This window comes from Flavobacterium rarum (SeqCode) (assembly GCF_965234445.1).
In the GTDB taxonomy this organism is placed as follows: Bacteria; Bacteroidota; Bacteroidia; order Flavobacteriales; family Flavobacteriaceae; genus Flavobacterium; species Flavobacterium rarum.
In genome coordinates, this window is record NZ_OZ248480.1 from 99,584 (window position 1) to 125,435 (window position 25,852).

26 protein-coding genes are annotated in these 25,852 nt (G+C 33.3%); 17 read left to right on the top strand and 9 right to left on the bottom strand.

Annotation, left to right across the window (positions count from 1 at the left end; genetic code table 11):
- The 3 genes from AC8GF4_RS04110 to AC8GF4_RS04120 are packed head-to-tail and all read left to right on the top strand — an operon-like array spanning window position 1 to window position 1,966.
- On the top strand, window positions 1-696 hold the full coding sequence (locus tag AC8GF4_RS04110) for a hypothetical protein (RefSeq protein WP_506592907.1): 696 nt from the start codon (window positions 1-3) through the stop codon (window positions 694-696).
- The gene (locus tag AC8GF4_RS04115) at window positions 697-1,521 is read left to right on the top strand and encodes a hypothetical protein (RefSeq protein ID WP_506592908.1); all 825 of its coding nucleotides are present in this window, start codon (window positions 697-699) and stop codon (window positions 1,519-1,521) included.
- Between the two features lie 4 nt (window positions 1,522-1,525).
- On the top strand, window positions 1,526-1,966 hold the full coding sequence (locus tag AC8GF4_RS04120; RefSeq protein WP_506592910.1) for a hypothetical protein: 441 nt from the start codon (window positions 1,526-1,528) through the stop codon (window positions 1,964-1,966).
- A 309-nt stretch (window positions 1,967-2,275) separates the two neighbouring features.
- Here AC8GF4_RS04120 and AC8GF4_RS04125 read toward each other — a convergent pair whose 3' ends face one another.
- On the bottom strand, window positions 2,276-2,830 hold the full coding sequence (locus AC8GF4_RS04125) for an REP-associated tyrosine transposase (RefSeq protein WP_506592912.1): 555 nt from the start codon (window positions 2,828-2,830) through the stop codon (window positions 2,276-2,278).
- Between the two features lie 458 nt (window positions 2,831-3,288).
- Between AC8GF4_RS04125 and AC8GF4_RS04130 the strand changes: the two genes are divergently transcribed.
- Window positions 3,289-3,597, top strand: a complete 309-nt coding sequence (locus AC8GF4_RS04130) for a hypothetical protein (protein WP_506592914.1) — start codon at window positions 3,289-3,291, stop codon at window positions 3,595-3,597.
- A 237-nt stretch (window positions 3,598-3,834) separates the two neighbouring features.
- On the opposite strand, the gene AC8GF4_RS04135 is transcribed toward AC8GF4_RS04130, so the two are convergent.
- The 8 genes from AC8GF4_RS04135 to AC8GF4_RS04170 form a co-directional block, all read right to left on the bottom strand.
- Complete coding sequence (locus tag AC8GF4_RS04135; RefSeq protein ID WP_506592916.1) at window positions 3,835-4,155, bottom strand: type II toxin-antitoxin system RelE/ParE family toxin; 321 nt, start codon at window positions 4,153-4,155, stop codon at window positions 3,835-3,837.
- Entirely contained in the window at window positions 4,140-4,352 is a 213-nt protein-coding gene (locus AC8GF4_RS04140) for a hypothetical protein (RefSeq protein WP_506592918.1), read from the bottom strand. Before AC8GF4_RS04140 ends, AC8GF4_RS04135 begins: the two co-directional genes overlap by 16 nt.
- 894 nt (window positions 4,353-5,246) lie before the next feature.
- On the bottom strand, window positions 5,247-5,630 hold the full coding sequence (locus AC8GF4_RS04145; protein ID WP_506592920.1) for a type II toxin-antitoxin system VapC family toxin: 384 nt from the start codon (window positions 5,628-5,630) through the stop codon (window positions 5,247-5,249).
- Window positions 5,615-5,857 (bottom strand): hypothetical protein, encoded by a 243-nt coding sequence (locus tag AC8GF4_RS04150; protein ID WP_506592921.1) that lies wholly within the window; start codon window positions 5,855-5,857, stop codon window positions 5,615-5,617. Before AC8GF4_RS04150 ends, AC8GF4_RS04145 begins: the two co-directional genes overlap by 16 nt.
- 11 nt (window positions 5,858-5,868) lie before the next feature.
- Window positions 5,869-6,234: a helix-turn-helix domain-containing protein gene (locus AC8GF4_RS04155; RefSeq protein WP_506592923.1), complete on the bottom strand. Its 366-nt coding sequence runs from the start codon at window positions 6,232-6,234 to the stop codon at window positions 5,869-5,871.
- A 703-nt stretch (window positions 6,235-6,937) separates the two neighbouring features.
- Entirely contained in the window at window positions 6,938-8,152 is a 1,215-nt protein-coding gene (locus AC8GF4_RS04160; protein WP_506592925.1) for a sensor histidine kinase, read from the bottom strand.
- A gap of 406 nt (window positions 8,153-8,558) precedes the next feature.
- Window positions 8,559-10,643 carry a M56 family metallopeptidase gene (locus AC8GF4_RS04165; RefSeq protein ID WP_506592926.1) on the bottom strand — a complete coding sequence of 695 codons (2,085 nt, stop codon included), beginning with the start codon at window positions 10,641-10,643 and terminating at the stop codon, window positions 8,559-8,561.
- Window positions 10,640-11,002 carry a BlaI/MecI/CopY family transcriptional regulator gene (locus AC8GF4_RS04170; RefSeq protein WP_219318079.1) on the bottom strand — a complete coding sequence of 121 codons (363 nt, stop codon included), beginning with the start codon at window positions 11,000-11,002 and terminating at the stop codon, window positions 10,640-10,642. Before AC8GF4_RS04170 ends, AC8GF4_RS04165 begins: the two co-directional genes overlap by 4 nt.
- A 475-nt stretch (window positions 11,003-11,477) precedes the next feature.
- Here AC8GF4_RS04170 and AC8GF4_RS04175 point away from each other — a divergent pair, with 475 nt between their 5' ends.
- From AC8GF4_RS04175 to AC8GF4_RS04235, 13 genes are all read left to right on the top strand, one after another.
- On the top strand, window positions 11,478-11,663 hold the full coding sequence (locus tag AC8GF4_RS04175; protein ID WP_506592928.1) for a Thivi_2564 family membrane protein: 186 nt from the start codon (window positions 11,478-11,480) through the stop codon (window positions 11,661-11,663).
- A gap of 36 nt (window positions 11,664-11,699) precedes the next feature.
- The gene (locus AC8GF4_RS04180; RefSeq protein ID WP_506592929.1) at window positions 11,700-12,134 is read left to right on the top strand and encodes a DUF6526 family protein; all 435 of its coding nucleotides are present in this window, start codon (window positions 11,700-11,702) and stop codon (window positions 12,132-12,134) included.
- A 428-nt stretch (window positions 12,135-12,562) separates the two neighbouring features.
- Window positions 12,563-14,122 (top strand): glycoside hydrolase family 10-like protein, encoded by a 1,560-nt coding sequence (locus AC8GF4_RS04185; RefSeq protein ID WP_506592930.1) that lies wholly within the window; start codon window positions 12,563-12,565, stop codon window positions 14,120-14,122.
- Window positions 14,123-14,653: 531 nt separating this feature from the next.
- Window positions 14,654-15,937 (top strand): MFS transporter, encoded by a 1,284-nt coding sequence (locus tag AC8GF4_RS04190; protein ID WP_506592931.1) that lies wholly within the window; start codon window positions 14,654-14,656, stop codon window positions 15,935-15,937.
- A gap of 395 nt (window positions 15,938-16,332) precedes the next feature.
- Complete coding sequence (locus AC8GF4_RS04195) at window positions 16,333-17,931, top strand: glycoside hydrolase family 3 protein (RefSeq protein ID WP_506592932.1); 1,599 nt, start codon at window positions 16,333-16,335, stop codon at window positions 17,929-17,931.
- Between the two features lie 122 nt (window positions 17,932-18,053).
- On the top strand, window positions 18,054-18,692 hold the full coding sequence (locus AC8GF4_RS04200; protein ID WP_506592933.1) for a peroxiredoxin: 639 nt from the start codon (window positions 18,054-18,056) through the stop codon (window positions 18,690-18,692).
- 84 nt (window positions 18,693-18,776) lie between these two features.
- Window positions 18,777-19,085, top strand: a complete 309-nt coding sequence (locus tag AC8GF4_RS04205; RefSeq protein ID WP_506592934.1) for a thioredoxin family protein — start codon at window positions 18,777-18,779, stop codon at window positions 19,083-19,085.
- A gap of 201 nt (window positions 19,086-19,286) precedes the next feature.
- Window positions 19,287-19,544, top strand: a complete 258-nt coding sequence (locus AC8GF4_RS04210; RefSeq protein ID WP_506592935.1) for a DUF6952 family protein — start codon at window positions 19,287-19,289, stop codon at window positions 19,542-19,544.
- Window positions 19,545-19,892: 348 nt separating this feature from the next.
- Window positions 19,893-20,390: a thiol peroxidase gene (tpx, locus tag AC8GF4_RS04215; protein WP_506592936.1), complete on the top strand. Its 498-nt coding sequence runs from the start codon at window positions 19,893-19,895 to the stop codon at window positions 20,388-20,390.
- Between the two features lie 114 nt (window positions 20,391-20,504).
- Window positions 20,505-20,879, top strand: a complete 375-nt coding sequence (locus AC8GF4_RS04220) for a diacylglycerol kinase family protein (RefSeq protein WP_506592937.1) — start codon at window positions 20,505-20,507, stop codon at window positions 20,877-20,879.
- A 13-nt stretch (window positions 20,880-20,892) separates the two neighbouring features.
- Window positions 20,893-23,343 carry a DNA translocase FtsK gene (locus tag AC8GF4_RS04225; RefSeq protein ID WP_506592938.1) on the top strand — a complete coding sequence of 817 codons (2,451 nt, stop codon included), beginning with the start codon at window positions 20,893-20,895 and terminating at the stop codon, window positions 23,341-23,343.
- A gap of 407 nt (window positions 23,344-23,750) precedes the next feature.
- Window positions 23,751-24,392: an outer membrane lipoprotein periplasmic chaperone LolA1 gene (lolA1, locus tag AC8GF4_RS04230; RefSeq protein WP_506592939.1), complete on the top strand. Its 642-nt coding sequence runs from the start codon at window positions 23,751-23,753 to the stop codon at window positions 24,390-24,392.
- A gap of 8 nt (window positions 24,393-24,400) precedes the next feature.
- Window positions 24,401-25,852 carry an LptF/LptG family permease gene (locus tag AC8GF4_RS04235; protein WP_506592940.1) on the top strand — a complete coding sequence of 484 codons (1,452 nt, stop codon included), beginning with the start codon at window positions 24,401-24,403 and terminating at the stop codon, window positions 25,850-25,852.

The window sequence follows — 25,852 nt, forward strand, 5'->3', positions numbered from 1 at the left end:
ATGATACAAATAAAGCAAATTGAACATTTAAGTTTATTTAAAACTATAAATAAAAGAATTGAGTTAAAGTATATGGGATGGGAAGAGCCTAATAGAGGCCAAGAGCTTGTATACTACTCGGTACTGCTTGATGGCATTGATAAAACTGATGAATTATTTTCAGAAAAAACAATTCAATGCTTAGTAAATGAAAAAATTGAAACAGAGCATCCTACTAAAAATTTTGCGTTCATTCCGTGTATAGATTTTCTTTTACTCAACACATTAGATTATACAAAAAAAAGTTTAAAAGTATATTTTAGAGAAAATGGAAATACAACTATAGATAACTTGGTCGGAAGTTTTTTTTATCCTGAAAAACACTTGTTGATTAATAAAAGAAGTTTGGTTTTAACGGATCTGTTAACTTTGGAAAATAAAAAAATAAAATTCCAAAGTGATATAGATATCGAATGGGCATACTTAATTAATCCAACGCAAATTCAAATCATTCAGGCATTTTCTAATTTATGTTTTATATATGATTTAGACGAAGAAAAAGTTATATGTAAAAAAAGTATTGCAGATGAACTACTTTATCCACATATTTTTAGATGGATTTACAGAGGTCAAGAATACAGTACAAATCGAGTAGAAATGGAACTAGTTCAAAAAGCCAATAACGAATTTAAAAGTACTTATTTTAAAATAAATTAAATGAAACTTATAATAAAACAATTCTTTTTTTATTTGATGCTATTAGGGTATCTAAATTTAAATGCCCAAAATACTGATTGTACAGTACTTTTATTAGCAAACGATTTAACTTCATCCCCTGCTGAATTTAAAACAATAGTAAATGAGTCCAAAGGCTTCGATGCATGGCAATTACTTAATAAGGAAAAACCAACATTAAGAACCAACATAGAAGAACTCAATATAGTTTCAAAAAATCTTGAAGCAATAAAAAATGCTGGCGGTTATGTTAAGTGGAAAGAGCTACAAGTAGCAAATGACTTGTTAGGATTTACAAACAAAACACTTGCACAGAAATTAGATGATATTAAAAACATTTGGAACACCAAGTATCCAATTCAAGACATGTTGGGTGGTAGAAGTTTCTTTGAAGATATTATGGGACAATACCGCTATTTAAAATCTTCTGGTTGGAATCATACTGGAGATATATCATTTAATGTAAAAGGGATTGATTTTTATAAAGGAACACAACAAGGAGGTGAAATCTTTGCTAACACAGCTGTATCAATGAAAACCACAATTCAAACAAATGTAGATGATTGGCTTAGATACCAATCTGTTCAAGATAATATAAGGTTTTTAAAGGATGGTCTCAAGCCAGATTTAGGCCTAATTGACCTGAATAATAAACTAACGATGTTTATAACAAACGCTGAAATTCATATTTATATGCCGAAAGCAAATATTACAGAGTCTCTTAAAACGTCTTGGATGAATAAGTTAAATATAATAGACCCTAAAATTAAGTTTGAAATAAAAGCATTAGAAGATTTTATAAAATAAGTATATGAAGTTTAATAGAAGTACACATTTTTACATTGCTAAAAACATTATGGATTCTGTTTTTATTAAAAATCAACCAATGGAATACGAAAAATGGATTGATTTTGTAAACGGACATCAAGACCAATTTACTTGGAAAGAAAATACCGAAGAAGGAAAAATATCTTTACAAAACATCAATAACGTTCCTGAAGATTTTAGAGATAGAGTTTTGGGAAGTTTAAATAAGATTTGGTGTTTCAAAGAGCTTGACAAAAAAAAAGGAGTATATAATATTAGCGCAAGCTTTAATAAATCTGACAATTGGATATCCATTCAATTTGCAAGAACCCCTAAGTTGGAAGATCTAAAAATTTTTGTTGAAATGGCAAAATATTTAGATGCGTTGCTATTGAAAAATGGCAAAGAAATAATTGACGAAAAAAATATAGAAAAGCTTGGCTAATGTGATTTAATAAAACCCGATCGCGCGGATATCTCTCTCTACGCACGATAGCGCGGATTTGCAATCCGTGCCCACACAGTAAACCCCGATCGCGCGGATATGTCTCGACGCACGATAGCGCGGATTTGCAATCCGTGCCCACACAATAGAGCAACAATCTAAAACAAATCTAGCATCACAACATCCAAATCATTTTCTAAGCCTGCATAATTTCTTGCCGAACTAAAATAATAACCCCTATGGCGCGGATATATCTCTACGTACGATAGCGCGGATTTGCAATCCGTGCCCACACAATAGAGCAACAATCTAAAACAAATCCAACATCACAACATCCAAATCATTTTCTAAGCCTGCATAATTTCTTGCAGAACTAAAATAATAATCCTCTGGCAAGGCAACTACTTTATCTTTTACAGGATTATTGTGAATATAGTTAACCTTTTGTTTTATAAACCAATTGGTTTCTATTATTTCAGCGTGATAGCCGTCTTGCCACACTTTATAACTTTGATCTCGTTTTAGATGCGCACACGCTTTTTCAAAATAAGCCAAAAGCCACTCCCTGCGGCTCTCTGGCTCTTCCATAATAGTTTGAATAATTTTCTTGGAGGTATATTTTTTAAAATCACGCATGACATCCGATAAAATAAAACCATTTGTGGCTTTGCACATTAAATGTATATGACTGTGCATAATGCAATACGCATATATTTCAAGTCCTTTTTTCTCTTGACAATATTGCAAAGCATTAACAATATTGTACTTTTGGTTGAGTCGCGTAAAAACATCAACCCAACCTACAGTTGTTATGGTTATAAAATATGCCTGATCTGTTGTTGTTGCTTTATATTTTGTCGACATCCTTTTTTATTTAAAAATACAATAAAAGCTACAAATAAAACAATCTTATGGCTTTAATTTGTTTCTTTTCGTGTAGATTTGCTTTGTGGGCACGGATTACTTCGTCAGTTCACTTCGTTCGTGTGCAAATCCGCGCTATCGTGCCTAAGAGACTTTTTTACATATCCGAGCGATCGGGGATATAATGCCGATATAGTATGAAAATAGTCCATTTTTTTTGGACTATATTGACCCGAGCGATAGCGAACAGGCGAAGCAATACATAATCGGTATTATTATGAGCAATCATATTCATTTAAAAGTTCAATCCAGTGACGGTAAACTTTCGGATTTAATACGTGATTTCAAAAAATTCATAGCAACCAAAATCTTAGAAAAAATACAAATCGAACCCTAGAGCCGAAGAGAAACCTAACGAAGTGGTTCGGCGGAGCCAATGGATGTTGGATCGATTTAAATTGGCAACCGAAAGCCATTCTAGAAACAAAAACTATCAATTTTACTTCGTCAGTTCGCCTTTCAGGCTCGGGTGGCAATATGGCAACCATCCAGAAGAAATCTACACCAACAAGTTTATGTGGTCAAAGTTGGATTATATTCATCTAAATCCTGTACGTGCAGGAATTGTCGAAAAAGCATCACAATACATATACTCAAGTGCCAGTAATTATGTAAACGATACAAGACTTCTTAAAATAGAAAAAGCAGACAATCCCATTGTTGATGTTTTGAATCCTATTGCTTTTATTAATTACAATTTGTATTGATTATAGTTCTAAAATTCTTTGAATTATAAAGATATTCTCGGAAAAAGTCGGGAGACTTTTATTAGATTTACATTTTACAAGAACATTTAAAAAAAGTTCGAAGTCTGGAGACTTCGCAGAGCGGGAAAAGTCGGGATACTTTTATTAGATTTACATTTTACAAGAACATTTAAAAAAAGTTCGAAGTCGGGTTCCGAAAGCTTTCGGAATCTCAGAGTGGGGTTCTCAAACAATAATTTATTTATTTTTATTCGGATTTTGTCTTGTATCAAATACTCGAACTACATATATTTTACTCTTCGCTTTACGATATGTTATTTTATAATGGCTTTCTATTAACTTTCTATACTCATACTTTAGATGAACAAAATCTTCATCTATAGAACCTATTTCGGTAAAATCAAAATCAGAAATCTCTAAAATTTCAATGGTATTAAAAATAGTACTGATTATCTCTTTAGACTTTGGAACTCCGTAAAGCAAATCGTTAAATCCTCTTATTTCTTGTAAGTCTTTTAATGCTCTTGAGGTTAATTCAACTATTATATTGTTTCCCATTTATCCATAATTTCTTTAGACTCTTTAAGACTATGCATACGACCGTTTTTAATATCATCTTCTCCTTCAGCAATCATTTTATCCTTGCGCTTTTGAACAATATACGATTTTACCATTTGGTAAAATATTTCAACAGATTTATCATCTTCTTCATCGATAAAACTATGCAATTCTCTCTTTAACTCAATAGCTTTCATTCTTCTCTGTTTTAAAAACCAAAAATACAAATTTTGTTCCATAATTATAATTTATCGAATGAAAACTAGCAATCATTTCGTGTAAACTTTCTAAATTATCTTTCTTATAACGCAACGCTCCGCAAAGTCTCATGACTTTGTGTTTTTTTTAAAGTTCTTAAAAAACGTAAACGTGTCGAAAGTCTCCCGACTTTTAACCCCGCTCCGCAAAGTCTCATGACTTTGCTTTTTTTTTAAAAGTTCTTGAAAACCGTAAATGCGATAAAAGTCTCCCGACTTTTCCCGTGAATGTCTTTAGAATGATATGCGTTTCAAATCAATATAAAAAGCTACAAAGTAACAATTCTGTTATTTTGTAGCTTTTTATATTTTTTTATTTTAAGAGGGAGCGTTTCGATTTATAAGCAAACGATTTGAATTTGAATTTGAATTTATATGTTATTAACGAAAAAATCGGGAGACTTTTATTAGATTTACGAATTACTAGAACATTTAAAAAAAGTTCAAAGTCGGGTTCCGAAAGCTTTTGGAATCGCAGAGTGGATTGGTTTGAAATTTCCAAACTCAAAAATTTGCACAAATGCTTTAAATATTAGCGGTAGTTGAATATTGTATTAATCCTCCAGTTCATCAACATAATCAGGATTTTGTTCGAGAACTAAAGTTAAAAACATGTTACTAATTTATAATTATAAACCCGTTGGTTGTAATTATTTTTCACCACATAGAAACATAGAGTTTATAATTTTTAAAAGAAAGAAACAGACATTTTACTATTCACAAAGAAATTCTATGTGTGAAATAGTGCTATTTCTATTTATTCTTTACCTATTTAACATTAATCTATGATTCTATGTGGTTAGATTTTTCTTAGAATTTCACCCAACGGGTTAATTATAAATTAAAAGGATCAATAACATTAAGTCCTGTGATATTATTAAAATCCCTATCACTAGTAATAAGTGTACGATTGTGAACGATGGCGGTAGCTGCCATAATTGCATCAGGGGTTTTTATTTTACGGCTTCGTCTAATACTAACGCATTGAACCACTACATCAGGAGTAAGAGCCAAAACAGTTGCGTCTTGAATAAATGCTTTTACAATTTGTTCTTTGCTTTTATCGGGATTAATCCAAGACAAAGCTTCAATCTCTGTAATTACAGAAATGGTAGGTATTTGGTCTAAAACCTCTGCCATAAAATCCATCCCTTTTTCAGTAAAAAGCCCCGAGAAGAAATTTGAAATCGCATTATTATCAATTAAATACTGTCCCATTCTTTACGCATTTGTTGGCTGTGGTCATTAAAGCTTTTGGCGTCTTCTTTAGTAAATACGCCTCTGTATTTATCAGACAATTTTATAGGATTTAGTTTTATTTCAGTAACCAATCCTTCTTGTTTTTTGAAAACAATTACTTCTAGTTCCTCTCCCAAATAATCTTCGGGAAACACCAAAGCCACATTGTAGTTGCTTTGTGTTGGTGTTATGAATGTTCGTATCATTTTATTGTATTTTAGAAATTAACTTGCAATGCGTTTGTAAGCGTGTTTTTCAAACGATTATTAGAAACTGCCATATCTATAATAGCGTAGATGTGGCTTTTTTGTTCAGTTTCCAGTTCGTCAATGATTTTCACTTTTTCTACCAAAGTTTTATCAAAGCTGTCTATAGTAATAGGAGCTTCTTTTTTGAAGAAGTCTTCTACATCTACTTTAAAAGCCAATCCTATTTTTTCTAATGTAGAAAGAGAAGGTTCTACTTTGTTAGTTTCTATTCTAGAGTATTGCCCTCTATCAATATCAGCAACAGAAGCCACTTCTTTTTGAGAAAGTCCTCTATCTTCTCTCATTTTTTTTATTTTATCGCCAATAGTCACCATAATTATTGTATTTATAGCTACAAAATTACAAAAAATAGGCTTAAAGACAACATTTACTAATTTAATTAAAAACAATTGTGCATTTTAATACAATTATTTTTGTACTGTGTATTTTAACGCATATAATAATTTAAAGATATGGAGTCTCCCGACTTTGCGTTTTTCCCGCTCCGCAAAGTCTCATGACTTTGTGTTTTTTTGAAAGTTCTTAAAATACGTAAACGTGTCGAAAGTCTCCCGACTTTTAACCCCGCTCCGCGAAGTCTCATGACTTTGCGTTTTTTTAAAAGTTCTTGAAAACCGTAAATGCGATAAAAGTCTCCCGACTTTTCCCGTGAATGTCTTTAGAATGATAGGCGTTTCAAATCATTATAAAAAGCTACAAAGTAACAATTCTGTTATTTTGTAGCTTTTTATATTTTTTTATTTTAAGAGGGAGCGTTTCGATTTATAAGCAAACGATTTGAATTTGAATTTGAATTTGAATTTATATGTTATTAACGAAAAAATCGGGAGACTTTTATTAGATTTACGAATTACTAGAACATTTAAAAAAAGTTCAAAGTCGGGTTCAGAAAGCTTTTGGAATCGCAGAACTGGCACCAAGTGAAGCTCTATTTTTCTGATTCACATACTTTAAATCCTAAATCATTGATAAAAAAAACTAAAAGTATCATCCAATCTTCTTGTTATTGATAAAAAATCAACAATCGTCCTGTTTGGGTAAAACAAAACAAAAACAAGCCCCTTTTTTATTGTCTTCTCTGTTTTTCAAACAGATAGTACCTCCTACTCTCTCTACAATCGCATTTATTGTTGACAAGCCAATACCTGCATTCTTACCACTTTTTGAACTGACCGTTTCAAATAATTGAAATACTTTTTCCCAATATTCTTCTGGTATACCTGGCCCATCATCTTCATAAACGAATGAATAACTAGTTTCATTTTCTGTTAGCGATATCCAAACATTACATTCTTCTTTGTCAGTATGTTTTGTGGTATTTGATAAAAGATTTTGAATGATTTGAACAAAACCTATTTTTGAATGCCTTATGACAGTATCGCAATTTTTATAATGAATACTAGTTGGAATATTTAAAGCATCATTATCAACTATATAATGAATGACACTTTCGACATTAAAGTCTTCAAAACAAATTTGGTCATTACTAACTTTCGTATATTCTAAAATACCGTTAATTAAAAAATCCATGTATTCATTTCGTGAATAAATCAAATCGATCCATACCTCTAAGTCTGTATTTTCGATGAGTGTTTTATAATCTTCTTTTATAAAAAATAATAAAGAATTTACGCCACGAATGGGAACTTTTAAATCATGAGTAAGACGATGCGCAAATTGGTTTAACTGTACATTTTTTTTCGAAATATCATCATTCAAATCTTCTAAAAATCTATTTTTTTTGCGAAGTTCAAATTGCGAAATAACTTGATTGGCCAATGCCTTTAATGATTCTTGTTGACTCGCTGTCAGGCCTTCTCTTGGTTTATGATCAATAACACAAAGCGTACCTAAAGAATAACCGTCCTTGGTGTTTAAAGGAGCACCTGCATAAAATATTACGTTTGGGGCATTTGTAGTTAACGGATTATCATGAAACCTTTCGTCTTTAGTGGCGTCTGGAATAATAAATAATTCATTAGGTGTGTTGATTGCATGTGCGCAAAAGGCAAGATCCCTAGGAGTCTCGCTCGCATCCAAACCATGATGTGATTTGAACCATTGTCGATTTTGATCCACTAAACTTACCAATGCGATGGGTGTACCACAAATTTCTGCTGCTATTTTGGTTAAGGCATCATACTCTTCTTCAGGTAATGTATCTAGTATTTTATAAACATTTAATGCTTCGGAACGAAGATCTTCATTATCAGGAATTTCAGGTTTGTGCATATAACTGAATTTTATAAGTTTTAAACAAAATAAACATACGTAAGAAAGTTCACCCCCATCCTTGATGAAAATAAATATTTTCTCTTGCTAATATACGAAATTTTTTCACTTATTTTTAATAAAAAATATATTCCTTGGCATTCTCTTAACTATTGAAAATCCGCTAATTAAAGCCTTATAACTTTGCTTTTTGATTAAAAGTTCTTGAAAACCACTCCCCTAATAAAAGTCACCCGACTTTTAACCTAAATGTCTTTTGAAATAGATTTTAGTAGTAAAAAAAAATAAAAAAAGCCCATTCCTTGCGGTTTGGGCTTACTTAAATTTTAGTCTTACAATTTGATTTTTTTTTCATTAAAACTGTATTAACAGTCTTGTACAATTAAGAAACTAGTGGTTTATCGGCTTAATTGGTGCCAACAACAGCTTTCAATTCCATATACTTTTCCAGTGTTTTAAAATTATGTCCTTTTTCTTTCATTGATTTAATAAAGGCTGGAGAAACTCCAATAGATTTTGCTCCAATAACATCGTCTACATTCAAGTCTGTAAATCCAAGATTTTTGTATTCTTTGATTAAGTCTGGAGTTATATTTTGTGATTTCATAGCAACTAAATCGTCTATTTTGAGGGTATTGAAACCTGCTTTTTCAAAATCTGTAATGTATTTTGGCGTAACATTTAGTGATTTCAAAGCAAACAAATCATCAGTTTTGATATTTTTATAGCCAATTTTTTCAAACTCACTGATATAATTTGGCGTGATATTTAACGATTTCAAAGCCATCAGATCATCGTTCGAAAGATTAGTATACCCAATAGCTTTAAATGAATCAATAAATGCAGCATCAATATTTAAAGACCTGAATGCAATGATGTTATCCTCATTTTCATCATCGCCATTACCATTGGTTGCATTATGAAAATCGGTAATAAATTTGCCGTTAATGCCTTGCGATTTTAAGGCAATAATATTATCGGCAGTAATGTTTTTATAACCAGCTTGGCGTATGTCGTCAATAAAAGCTTTATCGATACCCATTGATTTAAAAGGTATTAAATCTTCCAAATCAAAATCAGGAATTCCAGCCTCTTTAATAGACGAAATATACGCCTCATCTGCATTTAAAGCAGCCAACGGAATCAACTGATCTTTGTCAATAGTCTTGTAACCGTTTTTCTTCAGCATTTTTACGTATGAAATTTTCACGTTTACCATAAAGAAAGCCATAAAGTCACTTTCAGCTGCCACGACAACTCCTTCTTGAGCCATTGCTGTGCTGAAATTTTTATTGGCAGTAAAGGTATAGGCTCCCATTCCGTTGTTCCCGTCAAATTTTCCTTCAAAATTAATGGTTCCTGCTTCGCGTGTTATTTTAAACTCGCCTTTCATGTCCTTTGTTAGTCCTGTCAATTCACTCAACTGAAAAGTAGTTGAAGAATTATCGCCATCGTCATTCCTGAACTGAATATTTACTGTAGTGCCTTTGATAACAGCAAACCAGCTGCCTTCGGTATCCATACCGTTTTGAGTGTTTGATTGCTCCTTAGGCGCTTCAATTAAATTTGGGTTTTGACCTTGCGCTACCGGCTGATTAAAAAGGCAGACAAGCAAAACCAATAAAGGCAACAGGAAAAAATATTTCCACGTTGTGTGTACGCTTGATTTTTTTGAATTCATCATAATGATTCGTTTTTTGATTAATGATTGATTATAATTAGTTGTAAGACTCAACGGAAAATGGGGTGCCGCCACTTTGAGCAGACTATACTGATAACTCTCTTTTTCAACAGTGTCTTGTTGCAGCATTTCGTTGTCAGTCAAAAATTCAAGATTACTCTCCAATGCTTTTCGCCATTGCCAGGCAAACGGATTAAACCACTGAAAAATAATAACTGCTTCGGCCAGCAATAAATCAACAGTATGTTTTTGCTCAATATGGATTTTTTCATGTAGCAAAATCTGATTGTACGTTTCCCACTCGTACTTTTCGGGATTGATAAAAATATTGTTGGCAAATGAACAAGGAGCTTTGTCACCAGTGATTTCGACAATGCGGAATTTCCCGTCCTGAATTGCCGAAAATGAATACGCTCTGTACAGCAACACACAAGCCTGCATCAAAAAGTTAACACCAAATAGCAATACACCAAACCAATACAAATAAACCAGCCATTGCAGCAACAAGTCCACATCAAAGGTCTGTTTGGCCTGTTCGACAATAACTTCCTGCACTGGTGGTTCTTTTAGCACAATAGCCATACTTTTGTCAACAGCCGTTTTCGCCAAAGGAACGTGCTTTTCTACTGCAACTTTTCGTAAGGATAGTTGCTGCGGAATAGGAAGCAATGGCAATATAAAAGCCAAAATCATACAACCAAGCAAGACAAATCTGTTCAAGTGGAAGAACGTTTCTTTCTGTAAAAGCATTTTATAAAACAAAAGGCAAGCAGAAAGAATTAGCGCTGTGTACAAAATATATGGTATCATACTTTATCTTTTTTAATGATGTTTACAATTTCATCCAACTCCTTTTCGGTAAGCTTTTGCTCTTTGGCAAAAAAAGCAAGCATTCGGGGATACGAATTATCAAAATACTGACTTACGACATCCTTCAGCGCAAACTGCTGATACTCTTCTCTGCTGATAACCGGAAAAAAACAATGCATATTCCCTGTGGTTTCATGATTCAAAAACCCTTTTTCTTCCAGTATTTTCACTATTGTTGCCACGCTGTTGTAATGCGGTTTTGGGTCTGGCAGCAATGGAATTATATCTCTAATAAAGGCTTTGTTCAAATCCCAAAAGACTTGCATGATCTGTTCTTCTCGTTTAGCTAATTTTATCATAGTATAGAAATATTTTGACAAATGTAACTACTAATTAATTAGTAGCAAAACTAATTGATTAATATTTTAACTAATTTTTTAGTGGAGATACTAATTTCTTAATAACGTAATCAGAAAATAAGGATCGAAATCAGAAGTCTTAAACCATAAAGCCACTCGGATTGATATTAAAAAAGGTAGCGAAATCGATGATAAAATTGAAATATTCGGCACTTTGCATTCAAGTATCAAACTGTTGAAAACTGCTAGTGAAGAAATTAAAGAAGGTGATGATATAAAGGAATAGTTTGTAATTTGGATGAAAAGTGCCGTAAGACTTAATTTTTACGGCATTTTTATCGGTTTATTTTTTCAAATATTTAATTAAAAAAAGTAAATAGCATAGACTTGAATTATGTAACAGTTTTAAATAATTATATAAAGCAATTCAATAAAAAGTGAAATACATTTGGACATAAATCTAAAACTTCATGATATGCCATTAGTTACTGTAGTAGTCGTATTAATTGTTGTAGGCGTCCTTTTTTGGCTTGTTAACACTTACATACCGATGGATTCTAAAATTAAAAATATCTTTAACATTGTTGTTGTAATCTTTGTGATAATCTGGCTGCTTAAAGTATTCGGGATTTTTGATAATCTGATGAATGTACATGTGTAAAATAAATCTGTTAGCGTGTTATAAAAAAACTGAAACATGAAAAGACAATCCTTTAAAAATCACATTCGATATTATACGCCGCATCATTTTATTTATTATCCGATTATAATGACATTGCTGGTTTTTAGTGTATTTTTTGTTTTTACATCCGAAGACCAATTGATTTGGAGTTTTATCAGTGCAGTTTTTATTGCTTTGTTTTTTCTTGCTTTTATGCTGCGTCAGCATTATGCACTGATTTTACAGAACCGAATTGTGCGTCTTGAACTCCGATACCGCTATTTTTCTCTTACGGGAAAAAGACTGGAGAATTTTGAAAATCGTTTAAAAGATGACCAGTTATTTGCTTTACGTTTTGCTCCCGATGACGAACTAGAAAAACTCATCAAAAAAACACTTTTTAATAAACTTTCAGGAACTGAAATTAAAAAAGAAATTAAACACTGGAAAGGCGATTATGCAAGAGTTTAAGCCGGCTCCCCAAAGTGTAGTTACTCCGAAGCCTTACGACTTCAAGCTTTTATTAAAGCTCTTGAAAACCGTAAATGTGATAAGAATCTCCAGACTTCTCCCGTGAATATCATTAGGATTGTCTATTTTCTAAATTAGTACAAAAGCTCCATCAATGCAGCAAATCCCCGCCCCAGATAAAAGCGACAGCCCCGAGAATTGGAACACTATTTTTTACTGCCGATACAGAGCGACCAGAGGAAGCTCCTGTAGTGGCTAGTAAAAAAAGAGTTGCAATCGAGGGCTATAGCGGATAGCTGGATCAGGCGCATGAAGATTCTTTTTGGCAATACTGCAAAACCAAAACGCTAATTCGAATTTAATTAGCAATTAATTTAATAAACTTAGCTAAAAAAACTACTTTTGAATGCTGCATAAAAAGAGTAAAAATGATTTTAAAGAAGTCCCAACTATTCCTAACTATATATCTTTTGTTTTTTGCTGTCATTGCACATGCTCAAAATAGAGAGATGCATCCCAAAAACGAATTCAGAGCCGTTTGGATTGCCACGGTTGTAAATATTGACTGGCCTAAAAGCAGTACAGATTTGGTGGAGAAACAAAAAACCGACTTTATTGAGATCCTAGACACGTACCAAAAACTGAATTACAATGCTGTAATTGTACAAATTCGATCTGTGGGTGATGCTTTGTATCCAACGATGATGGCTCCTTGGTCTCGTTATTTGACCGGAAAAGAAGGAAATGCGCCCAATCCAAATTATGACGTACTCGAATGGATGATTGCCGAAGCGCACACCCGTGGTTTTGAATTTCACGCTTGGCTCAATCCCTACCGTGCCTCTTTTGATTTAAAAACCGAAACCTTGAGTCCTAATCATGATTATTACAAACATCCCGAGTGGATGATTCAATATGGAGGCAAATATTATTACAATCCTGCCCTTCCCGAAGTGCAACAACACCTTACCTCTTTGGTCGAAGAAGTGGTAATAAAATACGATATTGACGCGATACATTTTGATGATTATTTTTATCCTTATGTAGTAAAAGGGGAGAATTTTAATGATACTGCATCCTATCAAAAATTCGGAAACGGACTTTCCCTAGCCGACTGGAGACGATTGAATGTGACCACTTTTGTCAAAAATATTTCGTTTGCCATCAAGAAACTAAAACCATGGGTACAATTTGGCATCAGCCCGTTTGGAGTTTGGCGCAATCAAAAATTTGACCCAAAAGGTTCTGTCACTTATGGCACTAGCAATTATGACGATTTGTTTGCAGATCCTATGGACTGGATGAACAACAACTGGATCGATTATATTGTCCCTCAATTGTACTGGAGTATGGATTACAAATCACCATCGGCTGTATCTTATACTAAATTATTAAAATGGTGGTCAGAAAACACACCGTCAAATACCGCACTATATATTGGCAACAGCTCCTACAAAATCAAAGCAGATGCTGACAAACGCTGGAATTATAAATATGAAATTCCAAACCAAATTGATCAGGCAAGAAGTTACGAAAACGTAAAAGGAAATGGTTTTTTTAGCGCTAAGTGGTTTATAAATAAAAACCAAGATGTGGTAAAAATAATCCAAGAGAATCAATACAAATATCCTGCTTTGCCGTTGCCTGTTCCTAATTTAAAAAAGGAAATGACAGAAAGTTTGCTTATTAATTCTATAACAAAAGACACCTCTAATTATTACATTTCATTCCAAAAACCAAAACAGTTGGGAAAGGTGAGGTATATAATAGTATATGGCACCAAAGACGTTTCTAAAATCAACATTAATGATGCAAGCCAGATTCTGGATAAAATAGCAGTTACAGAAGAAAACGAAGCATTCAATATTGAAGTAGCTGCTAATAAAATGATCGGAAAAACGGCTTTTGCCTTTACTTTCGTAGATTATTATGCCAACGAAAGTCCTGAAACAATAATCGATTTACAGGTAGAAACACAGAGGAAATAAAAGGTTAAAGTTTGTTTAAAATGGTTTAAAATGGTTTAAGATAGTTTAAAATGGTTTAAGATGGTTTAAGATGGTTTAAGATGGTTTAATTACTAACTTGTTAAGACAATTAAAATTTTAATGGTAATTTAAAAAAGAAACATTAATAAAGTTCTGATGAATCTCTAACCTTTGTCAATGTTTATCCCGATAATTATCGGGATTGACAAAGGTGCTAGACGAAATTATATGAATCTATAATTTTTGATTTACAATTAAAATTTGACCAAATCCAAACAATTAAACAATTTAAACCCTTAAACTTTTAAACCCTTAAACAATTTAAACTTTTAAACCCTTAAACATTTAAACTTTTAAACTCTTAAACCCTTAAACTTTTAAACCCTTAAACTTTTAAACCCTTAAACTTTTAAACCCTTAAACTTTCAAACCCTTAAACATTTAAACCCTTAAACAATTTAAACCTTTAACCCCTTAAACAATTAAACCTTTAAACAATTAAACCCTTAAACAATTTAAACTCTTAAAAAAATGAAAGACAACAAACCTTGGTATTGGATTCCGTTTTTAAATTTCGCTTCGGGTTTTCCGTATGCGATTATTATTTCGGTTTCGGTGATTATGTACAAAAATTTGGGTATTGCCAATGAAGACATTGGTGTTTACACTAGTTTATTGTACTTGCCTTGGGTCATCAAACCTCTTTGGAGTCCTTTCATTGATTTGTACGCCACCAAAAGAAAATGGTTTCTAACAATGCAATTGGTTATTGCCATTGCGTTTTTGATTGTGGGATTGACCATACCGATGAATCATTTTTTCATGTTGAGTTTGGCGCTTTTTTGGGTAGCGGCATTTGCATCGGCATCCAATGATGTGGCGAGCGATGGCTTTTATATGTTGGCATTAGAAAAAGAACAGCAATCCTTTTTCTTAGGGATTCGAAGCACGTTTTACCGCCTTTCGATGCTTACTGCCAATGGATTGATTGTCATTCTGGGAGGTTTTTTAGAAAATAAATTTGGAGACAAAAGCAAGGCTTGGTCGTACACGATGATTGTTGTGGCCTTAATTATGGCTTTCCTAACGATATACAACTTTTTTACTACTCCAAAAGTCGAAGAAATCACAGAAAATGAAACAGCTCCAAAAGCAAGTTTTGGTGAAGTTTTTGCTACATTTTTTCAAAAGAAACAAATTGGTCTGATACTGGCTTTCATTTTGCTTTTCAGACTGGGGGAATCACAATTGTTAAAAATGTTGACTCCTTTTTTAATCGATGAAAAAGTCAAAGGCGGTTTGGGATTAACTACCGAAGATGTGGGAATTATTTACGGAACATTTGGAGTCGCTGCACTTGTCGTAGGAGGAATTCTAGGTGGTATAGCCATTTCCAAAGGAGGATTGAAAAAATGGATGTTACCGATGTTCCTAGCGATGCACTTGCCAATAATTGGTTTTATTTTACTGGCTCATTTTCATCCAACTTCTGTTTACTACATTTATGTCACAGTTATTGCAGAGCAGTTTGGATACGGTTTTGGTTTTGCAGCCTTTATGATGTATTTGATTTACGTAGCCGAAGGCGAATCAAAAACTTCTCACTACTCTATTGCAACAGGATTTATGGCTTTGGGCATGATGCTTCCTGGAATGGCGAGCGGTTTTATACAACAATATTTAGGCTATGGCAATTTCTTTATTTGGGTATTTTGTGCCACGATTCCTGGATTGATTTTATCACAATTTTTGATTTATCCAGCGGAATTTGGAAAAAAAGAGGAGGAGAATGATTCCTTATCCCAAAAAAAGTAAATAGAACACAGATTTCACAAATTTGCACAGATTTTTTTTTATAAACTATAAAGTCTATATGTATATGTTTGTAAGGAAGGGCTTAAAAACAGAATGAGTTCTTCCAATAAAGTTTACGCAACTTCAATTTCGTCAACACAGTTGACTAAATTGAAATTAATGAGTCAAATAGATTCAATTACGCAGAAGGCTTCTGCGCAATTGCAAAGTGATGATAATCAATACAACTCAAAACGACAGAAGCCTTCTGTCGAATTAAGATTTATTAACTTTTACCAAAATTAAATTGAACATCGATATCCTAAATTGAAAAGTTTTACAGATTATTTCGAGGATTTAATCTGTGTAAATTTGTGAAATCTGTGTCTCAACTTTAATCTAATATTCATTTCAAAATGACACTAGAACAAAAAATAGGACAATTCTTTTTCCCGGCCGTTTTCATTAACGATACAGAAGAGAATATTCAGGAAACGGAGCGTTTAATCAAGGAACACAATATTGGTGGATTGACGTTTTTTCATAGCAGTGCCAGTGCGGCTACCAACTATGAATCCAAAAAGAAGGTAGAATTCAACGACGATAGTTTTCAGCGGTTGAAAGACTTGATTGTGCGCTATCAAAAATGTGCCACCACTCCCCTATTAATGAGCATTGATGCCGAATGGGGATTGGCGATGCGCGTCGAAAAAACACCGCAATATCCGTATGCTATTACATTGGGCGCTTTGCCCGAAAGAAAAATCGATTTGATTTACGAAGTGGGAAAACAAATTGCATTGGACTTAAAATCGGCTGGGATTCATTATAATTTGGCACCATTGGCCGATATTAACAACAATCCCAACAATCCAGTGATTGGATACCGTTCTTTTGGCTCCAATAAAGACAAAGTGGCTCAATATGCTTTGGAATACCTTCGTGGAATGTCCGATGTTGGAATTTTGGGCTGTCTCAAACACTTTCCAGGACATGGCAATACCAGTGTCGATTCGCATTTGGGATTACCGGTTTTACAAGAAAATCTGGAGCAATTACTCGAAAACGAATTGGTTCCATTTATAAAAGGAATTGAGAATCAAGTTGACTCCATTATGATTGGTCATTTGGCTGTTCCCGCTTTGAACGACGGAAAAGAAACCTCTGCCACATTATCCAAAAATATAATAGAAAAATTACTGCGCGAGCAATTGGGTTATGATGGTTTAATTATTTCGGATGCTTTGAATATGCACAGTGTTTCCAAATTGTACGATGTAAAAGGACAATTGGAATGGGAAGCGTTCAATGCTGGAAATGATGTCCTTTGTTTTGCAGAAAACGTAGCCGAAGGGATTCAGGAAATTCTAAAAAATGCTACACCAGAACGAATTGAAGCGAGTTTGAATCGCATCATGAAATGCAAACAAAAAGCAGGCCTTTTTGATAAAAATCCAACCATTACTCGTGATTTTGACTTTAAAATTACTTCCGAGCTGAATCGAAAAATAGCCGATTATTGCATTACAGACATTAAGGACAACAACTGTTCAATAATTGTTTTTGATGCTAAAAACAGGGAACGACTGGCCAAGTTGAGTGTTTATAAAACCATTGACAATCCGTTTTTCAAAAACCTGGCAACCATTCTACCTTCTCCTGAATATGCTATTGAAAACGCCAATGACTTAATTGAAACAACATTGATTGAAGACTTAGCGCCATTTGACACCATACTCATTTCCTTATTTGTTCCCAAAGCAAAACCTCTTAATAATTTCGATTTGGAAGATTCGGTTTTGGAATTTTTAGGACAATTGTTTCAAACCAAAAAATGTATTTTGTATGTTTTTGGGAATCCTTATGCTTTGCAGGTTATTCCAAATTTGAAGAAAACAATTGGAATTGTTGAAATGTACCAAGACTTTACCGAATTTCAGGAAAGTGCAGCCGAACAATTACTGGAAGACAAAAAAGGAAAAGGAAGTTTACCTGTATCAATTACAGACATTTAACAGCTCACTATAAATACATTCTATTGTTAAATAAATATTAATCATTAATATTTATTTAATCACTCTTTTTATATCCCTTATCTTTGCACCAGTAAAAAATTAAACAACTAAAATTAATAAATATGTCATTAGTAGGTAAAAAATTCCCAAGTATTGCAGTCGACGCTATCTCAGAAATGGGAGACAATTTGAAAATCAATATTTTTGAGGAAGCTACAAAAAACAACAAAAAAGTGCTTTTGTTTTGGTACCCAAAAGATTTTACTTTTGTATGTCCAACAGAATTACACGCTTTTCAAGCTGCATTACCAGAATTCAACAAAAGAAACACTATCGTTATAGGAGCTTCTTGTGACACAAACGAAGTACACTTTGCTTGGTTGAACACTCCAAAAAACAACGGTGGAATCGAAGGAGTAACTTACCCAATTCTTGCAGATACCAACAGAAACTTATCAAACATTTTAGGAATTCTTGATATCGATTCAACTGAATACAGTGAAGAAACAGATTCAGTAATGGTTGAAGGTTCAAACGTAACTTTCAGAGCTACTTACTTAATTGACGAAACTGGAAAAATTTTCCACGAAAGTGTAAACGATATGCCACTAGGTCGTAACGTAAACGAATACATACGTATGATTGACGCTTACACTCACATACAAGAAAAAGGGGAAGTTTGTCCTGCAAACTGGGAAGCCGGTAAAGAAGCAATGAGTGCTGACAGAAAAAGTACTGCAGAATACCTAAGTCTTAATTAATAATATCAATGGCAATGACAATGGCAATTTCAATAGTTAAGAATTGCCATTGTTATTGAAATTGACATTGAAATTGAAAAATCTATGTTAATCGAATTAAACGAAGATACGTTAGGGGCATTAATTGCTCAAAACGAAAAAGTGGTGGTTCAATTTTCAGCCTCATGGTGTGGAAATTGCAGAATCATGAAACCAAAATTCAAAAAATTGGCTTCAGAAAACGACGGAATTTCATTTGTTTTGGTGGATGCCGAAAATGCTCCAGAATCAAGAAAACTAGCCAATGTAAGCAACTTGCCAACTTTTGCTACTTTTGTAAACGGAAAATTGGTCAACGAAACCCAAACCAACAAACAAGAAGTTTTAATCGAATTGGTAAACGAAATTGTTTAATTAGATTATTAGACTGGCTTAGATTATTAGACTTTTTGACTTCTTAGACTTCTTAGACATATAGATTTTTAGATTTCAGGTTTTTCGAATCTCTTGTCTAACGATATGAAATTATCAAAAAATCTAAAAATCGCTAATTAAATCTATTTAGTCCAACAATCTAACAATCTAAGCCAGTCTAAAAATCAAAAAAGTCTAATTATGAAGTTACCCGTAATAAAACACTTGACCCAGTTTATTGAAGAAAACGATCAAGATTACATCATAGAAACTATTGAAGTTCTAGAAGCTATGACTGAAATTGCCTCATTGAAAGATGAAGAATTGGATGTAATAGGAGAATTGATTTCGAATATGTACGGTGCACTCGAAGTACATAAATTGGTCAAAGATGGAACCGAAAAAAAAGAAGCCTTAAACACTTTTATGAAAAGAGTTCTTGGTTCTATTGATAAATAATAACAATACATATACATACCAAAACGCATTCTGCAATAGAGTGCGTTTTTTTTATATAAAATAATTTACCTCGTCAGTTCGCAAAAGATCGTGTGGGCGAGACACCATAAAGAAAAGTGGTCCAACTTAGACACTGCCTATTCGGCCACTTCCCTTTATGCTGTCAGGCTGTTTGCGCTACTTCGGTAGCCAGCGTCCATCCTTCTCGCGGGAAAACAAAGAACAGAGAACAGAGAACGGAGAACGTAGAACGGAGAACGGAGAACAGACAACCCACAACAGAAAACAAATTCTTTCAGTTTCAAATATTAATCCTTACTTTTGAACCTCATTAAAAAAACAAAAATCATGGCTGCAATAACATTAGGAGGAAATCCAATACACACATCAGGTGAATTACCAAAAGTAGGTTCGAAACTTGCTGATTTTAAATTAATTAAAAATGATTTATCTATTGCTGACTTAAGCACTTTTGCAGGTAAAAAATTAGTTTTAAATATTTTCCCTAGTATCGATACTGGAACTTGTGCTACATCAGTTAGAAAATTCAATGAAAGTGCCAGCAACTTAGCCAACACTACAGTTTTATGTATTTCAAGAGATTTACCTTTTGCTCAAAAACGCTTTTGTGGAGCCGAAGGTCTTGAAAATGTTGTAAACTTATCCGATTTTCAAGAGGGTACTTTTGGAAAAAATAATGGATTAGAAATAGTTGACGGACCATTAGCAGGATTACATTCAAGAGCTATTATTGTAGTTGATGAAAACGGCACAGTTACGCACACTGAACAAGTTAGCGAAATTGCAAACGAACCCAATTATGAAAGTGCTTTAGCTGCACTTTAAATACATTTCAGAATGTAGATTAACGACCCGAGTTAATCGCAAAAGCGAAACGTTTTAGATTGCTATTGTACCTAAATCGTTAATTTACATTCTAAAATCTACAATCAAACTTATATGGAATTTCAAAAAGACAATACTTTACTTACTGGCCGATTGAAAAGCGTGAAATTCGCTTTTCTTGGAGCTGTAAAATTAATAACTACAGAACACAGCATTATGGTCCAATTTTCAATTGGAATCATAATGACAATTGCTGGTTTTTATTTTCAGATTACAACAACAGAATGGCTTTTTCAAACCATGGCTATCGGATTAATTATGAGTATTGAAGGCCTAAATACAGCTGTTGAAAAAATAGCTGATTTCATCCACCCAAACTACCATGAACGAATTGGTTTCATAAAAGACATTGCAGCTGGAGCAGTATTTTTTGCTGCTTTAACAGCAATTGCTATTGGTCTAATTATTTATATCCCCAAATTTATATAGGTTAAATTCAAGAATGGCAAAATCTACAAAAAAGGAAACTTTAGACAAAAAAAACGAAACAATTTCTAAAGGAATAAAATCTTGGAAAGTAACCAAACAACATAAAATTGTATTGGGTTTTCTTTTGGTATTATTTTCAATAGCTTTACTAGTGGCATTTGTTTCATTTTTTATATATGGACAAATCGATCAAAGTGCTGTTTCCCAATTATCAGATCGTAAAGAAGAAGTACAAAACTGGCTAGGCAAATTTGGAGCGTATTTAGCCGATTTAATCGTATACAAAGGGTTTGGAATCGCTTCCTTTCTTTTTGTACGTTTATTTTTCTTAACCGGTATGTACTTGATTTTGGATTTATCCATAATGAAACTCAAAAGTGTTTGGTTTTGGGATTTGTTTGTTATTGTAATTGTATCTGTATTATTTGGATTTTTCGCCACTTCTTTGCCAGAATTGGGAGGAACAATTGGATACGAATTGAATTTGCTATTCCAAGATTATATTGGAAAAACCGGAACTTTATTGATTTTATTTTTTGGATTAATTCTTTATCTTATCTTCAAACTTCAAGTTTCTCCAGAAAAAGTACAATCCTTTTTTGAAAAAACTAAAAATGAAATCAAAAAAGATTTGACAAAGAGTACTGTGCTTCCATCGAATGACAGTTCTTACAATTTAGAAGAATTTGCTGTAGAAGATCAGGATGAAGAGTTGGATGAAATACATTTGAAAACAACAGGTTCTCAGTTTGAAATCAATAAGGAAGCCTTAAAACCAACTATTTCAAATTCATCTCAAATCAATTTAGAGCCTACCCTAAAACCTATTTCTATGGAGGTTACTCCAATGGCTGAACCCGAGGTTTCTTCAATCAAAGAAGAAGCCTTTGTAATAGAAAAAGCTATTGAGGAAGACATCATAGAAGACAACTTGGCTTCGCGCCTTGTTTCAGATTTTGGATTGTTTGACCCTACTTTGGATTTATCCAATTACAAATATCCAACCATAGATTTATTAAAAGAATATTCTACTGGAGGTATTACCATCAATCAAGAAGAGCTTGAAGAAAACAAAAACCGAATTGTAGATACGCTTCGCAATTACAAAATAGAAATAGCGCAAATTAAAGCGACTGTTGGTCCTTCGGTAACTTTGTATGAAATTGTACCAGAAGCAGGAATTCGTATTTCAAAAATAAAGAGTTTAGAAGATGATATTGCGTTATCACTTTCGGCATTAGGAATTCGTATTATTGCTCCTATTCCCGGAAAAGGAACAATTGGTATTGAAGTGCCAAACAAGAATCCAACTATGGTTTCTATGAAAAGTGTGATTGGCTCTGCCAAATTTCAAGAAGCCGAAATGGAATTGCCAATTGCTCTTGGAAAAACCATTTCGAATGAAACCTTTGTGGTCGATTTGGCCAAAATGCCCCACCTATTGATGGCAGGTGCTACAGGACAAGGAAAATCGGTAGGATTGAATGCCGTATTAACTTCGCTTTTGTATAAAAAACATCCAGCCGAAGTAAAATTTGTTTTGGTCGATCCAAAAAAAGTAGAGCTTACCCTTTTTAACAAAATAGAAAGACACTACTTGGCAAAATTACCTGATACAGAAGATGCCATTATTACCGATAATGCAAAAGTCGTAGCCACATTGAATTCACTTTGCGTGGAAATGGACAATCGCTATTCGTTATTGAAAGATGCGATGGTACGAAACATCAAAGAATACAATGATAAATTCAAAGCAAGAAAATTGAATCCGGAGAACGGACACCGCTTTTTGCCTTATATTGTTTTGGTAGTAGATGAGTTTGCCGATTTGATTATGACCGCTGGTAAAGAGGTAGAAGTACCAATAGCAAGGTTGGCACAATTGGCACGTGCTATTGGTATACACTTGATTATTGCAACACAAAGACCATCGGTGAATGTAATTACAGGTTTGATAAAAGCCAACTTCCCTGCTAGAATCGCTTTTAGAGTTACCTCAAAAATAGATTCCAGAACTATTTTGGATACTGCAGGTGCCGATCAATTGATAGGACGAGGTGATATGTTGTACACTAATGGAAATGATGTGGTACGTGTACAATGCGCCTTCATCGATACGCCTGAAGTTGAGAAAATTACCGATTTTATTGGTTCGCAAAAAGCATACGCAACAGCTTATTTGCTTCCTGAATTTATTGGTGAAGATGGCGGAATCAATTTGGAAATGGACATTTCTGACAGAGACACCTTATTTAGAGAGGCCGCCGAAGTTATCGTTAATGCCCAACAGGGATCAGCTTCGTTATTGCAACGAAAATTAAAACTGGGGTACAATAGAGCTGGTCGTTTGATTGATCAATTGGAAGCAGCTGGTATTGTAGGCCCGTTTGAAGGCAGTAAAGCTAGAAGCGTGAACATACAGGATATGACGGGATTGGATCAGTTTTTTAGTAATGAGAGTTAGAAAATAGAGAATAGAAAATAGAGAATAGAAAATAGAGAATAGAAAATAGAAAAACGAAATACAGATTGCAGAAAGTTGCTTTTTAGATTTAGAGAAGCAAAATAATAGCGGGTTTTAAAATCCTTTTGTTTTTTTAGACTTTTTTAATTCTCTTTATAAAATAAATTCCTTGATTAACGCACACGCGTGAGGGATAGACGCTGGCTACCGAAGTAGCGCAAATAGCCCGACCCCTGTAAGTGAAAGGGCCGAATAAGCGGTCTCTAAAGTTGGCCCTTTTGCTTATAGGGGGCACGCCTAAAAGAGCTTTTGCGGACTGACACAGTGAATGATTACAATTTATATCACATACATTAATAAGCATACAACAAAACACAGAACAAATGACACTTTTAAACAAAATAGGAATGAAACCAATCTTAGGCCTTTTATTGGCACTTTTTATTGGATTTTCGACTCAAGCTCAAGATAAAAATGCCAAAGTGTTACTAGACAAAGTAACGGCTAAAGTAAAAAGTTATAAAAATATCACCATTAATTTTAAATACTCTTTGAATAACACAAAAGAGAACATTAATCAAGGTAGCAAAGGAACTGTAGTGATGAGTGGAAACAAATACGTTTTGAATTTCTTGGGTATTACCAAAATTTTTGATGAAAAAAAAACATATACAATTGTCCCAGAAGATGAAGAAATTACTATTTCAAAACAGAACGACAAAGACGAATCTGCTATAACGCCATCAAAAATGTTGACTTTTTTTAATACGGGATATCTATTCAAAATGGACATTGTTCAAAACGTAAATGGTAAAAAAATTCAATACATAAAACTAACTCCAACAAATGCTAAAGACAAGAGAAAAGAGATTTTGGTAGGTATTGATTCAAAAACAAATACTATCTATAACGTAATTGAATTGGATAAAAAAGGAACAAAAACAACATTGACGGTTAATTCTTTTAAAACTAATCAGTCATTACCAAAAAATCAGTTTACCTTTACCGCGAGTAAATATCCCAATTATTACATCAATACATTAGACTAATTATTTAGGTGAAGATTCTAGACAAATACTTATTAAAAACATTCTTGAGTACATTTACTACGGTATTTGTGATTCTTTTTTTTGTGTTCGTATTACAAACTGTTTGGCTATTTATTGCCGAATTGGCCGGAAAAGATTTGGATGTTCTGATGGTTTTAAAATTTTTAATACTAGCAATGCCAAGAATTGTTCCGCTTGTCCTTCCACTTTCAATATTATTGGCAGCCATAATGTCTTTTGGAAACTTATCTGAACATTATGAATTTGCTGCAATGAAATCTTCGGGAATTTCTTTACAAAGAGCAATGAGAAGTTTAACTGTTGCCATAGCCATATTGAGTGTAGTTGCGTTTTTGTTTGCAAATAATGTGATACCCTATGCTGAATTTAAATTTGTTAATTTCAGAAAAAACATTGCCCAAGCAAAGCCAGCTCTTGCAATTGCGGAAGGACAATTTAGCGATGTTGGACTTTATACCATAAAAGTCAATAAAAAATCGGGAGAAAATGGCAATCACCTAACAGGAATTACTATTCATGAAAAATCTGTAAATGGTGATGGAAGCAAAACAGTAATCAAAGCCAAAGATGGAGAATTGATTAGTAGTGACAAATCGAGTATTCTACAATTGGTATTGAATAATGGAAATTATTACCAAGATATTGTTCCAAAAAAGTATGAAGATCGAAATAAATTGCCTTTTGCCAAAAGTTCATTTAAAAAATATCGTATCAACATAGATTTATCTCAATTGAACAAAGCGGACGGTAAAGATGAATCCGTTTCGACAACAAATAACATGCTTAATGTTAGCGACTTGAAATACACATTGGATTCCTTGAGTAAAAATAGAGATACAGAAATTGTTTCCTTCTCGGAAAATAGTGCGTCCAAATTGGGCTCACTAACTGACAATAAGGCACCAAAATCAACTAAGAAAAAACCATTTGTAAAAGATCTTTTATCCTTATATACCAATAAGCAAAAATCTGAAATACTTAACGCAGCAAATAGTAATACTCAAAGCACAATATACTCAATAGACGCTACAAAGACAGAGCTTGATAATAAAAAGAAAAATATAAACGGTCATATTTTGTCTTTAAACGACAAATTTGTCATTGTTTACGCTTGTTTTTTAATGTTTTTCATTGGAGCACCATTGGGGGCTATTATCCGTAAGGGTGGACTTGGATTACCAATTGTATTTGCGGTTTTAATTTTTATATCCTTCCATTTTATTAATACTTTTGGAAAAAGAATATCGCAAGAAGATGGCTTATCCCCTTTTTTAGGATCTTGGATGTCATCCATAATACTAACTCCATTGGCTATTTTACTAACCTATCGAGCGACCAATGATATTGGTCTAATTAATTTGGATGTACTATTTGCACCAATACAAAAAGTATTTCAAAAACTGTTTCAAAAATTAATTCCATCTCAAAATAAAGAATAA

Coding starts and splice junctions, on each gene's coding strand:
- AC8GF4_RS04205 (WP_506592934.1), top strand. CDS start 18,777: ATGTTAATCGAATTAAACGAAGATACGTTAGGGGCATTAATTGCTCAA.
- AC8GF4_RS04225 (WP_506592938.1), top strand. CDS start 20,893: ATGGCAAAATCTACAAAAAAGGAAACTTTAGACAAAAAAAACGAAACA.
- AC8GF4_RS04185 (WP_506592930.1), top strand. CDS start 12,563: ATGATTTTAAAGAAGTCCCAACTATTCCTAACTATATATCTTTTGTTT.
- AC8GF4_RS04195 (WP_506592932.1), top strand. CDS start 16,333: ATGACACTAGAACAAAAAATAGGACAATTCTTTTTCCCGGCCGTTTTC.
- AC8GF4_RS04145 (WP_506592920.1), bottom strand. CDS start 5,630: ATGGGACAGTATTTAATTGATAATAATGCGATTTCAAATTTCTTCTCG.
- AC8GF4_RS04135 (WP_506592916.1), bottom strand. CDS start 4,155: ATGGGAAACAATATAATAGTTGAATTAACCTCAAGAGCATTAAAAGAC.
- AC8GF4_RS04210 (WP_506592935.1), top strand. CDS start 19,287: ATGAAGTTACCCGTAATAAAACACTTGACCCAGTTTATTGAAGAAAAC.
- AC8GF4_RS04170 (WP_219318079.1), bottom strand. CDS start 11,002: ATGATAAAATTAGCTAAACGAGAAGAACAGATCATGCAAGTCTTTTGG.
- AC8GF4_RS04125 (WP_506592912.1), bottom strand. CDS start 2,830: ATGTCGACAAAATATAAAGCAACAACAACAGATCAGGCATATTTTATA.
- AC8GF4_RS04120 (WP_506592910.1), top strand. CDS start 1,526: ATGAAGTTTAATAGAAGTACACATTTTTACATTGCTAAAAACATTATG.
- AC8GF4_RS04115 (WP_506592908.1), top strand. CDS start 697: ATGAAACTTATAATAAAACAATTCTTTTTTTATTTGATGCTATTAGGG.
- tpx (WP_506592936.1), top strand. CDS start 19,893: ATGGCTGCAATAACATTAGGAGGAAATCCAATACACACATCAGGTGAA.
- AC8GF4_RS04220 (WP_506592937.1), top strand. CDS start 20,505: ATGGAATTTCAAAAAGACAATACTTTACTTACTGGCCGATTGAAAAGC.
- AC8GF4_RS04110 (WP_506592907.1), top strand. CDS start 1: ATGATACAAATAAAGCAAATTGAACATTTAAGTTTATTTAAAACTATA.
- lolA1 (WP_506592939.1), top strand. CDS start 23,751: ATGAAACCAATCTTAGGCCTTTTATTGGCACTTTTTATTGGATTTTCG.
- AC8GF4_RS04150 (WP_506592921.1), bottom strand. CDS start 5,857: ATGATACGAACATTCATAACACCAACACAAAGCAACTACAATGTGGCT.
- AC8GF4_RS04155 (WP_506592923.1), bottom strand. CDS start 6,234: ATGGTGACTATTGGCGATAAAATAAAAAAAATGAGAGAAGATAGAGGA.
- AC8GF4_RS04200 (WP_506592933.1), top strand. CDS start 18,054: ATGTCATTAGTAGGTAAAAAATTCCCAAGTATTGCAGTCGACGCTATC.
- AC8GF4_RS04175 (WP_506592928.1), top strand. CDS start 11,478: ATGCCATTAGTTACTGTAGTAGTCGTATTAATTGTTGTAGGCGTCCTT.
- AC8GF4_RS04160 (WP_506592925.1), bottom strand. CDS start 8,152: ATGCACAAACCTGAAATTCCTGATAATGAAGATCTTCGTTCCGAAGCA.
- AC8GF4_RS04190 (WP_506592931.1), top strand. CDS start 14,654: ATGAAAGACAACAAACCTTGGTATTGGATTCCGTTTTTAAATTTCGCT.
- AC8GF4_RS04140 (WP_506592918.1), bottom strand. CDS start 4,352: ATGAAAGCTATTGAGTTAAAGAGAGAATTGCATAGTTTTATCGATGAA.
- AC8GF4_RS04165 (WP_506592926.1), bottom strand. CDS start 10,643: ATGATACCATATATTTTGTACACAGCGCTAATTCTTTCTGCTTGCCTT.
- AC8GF4_RS04180 (WP_506592929.1), top strand. CDS start 11,700: ATGAAAAGACAATCCTTTAAAAATCACATTCGATATTATACGCCGCAT.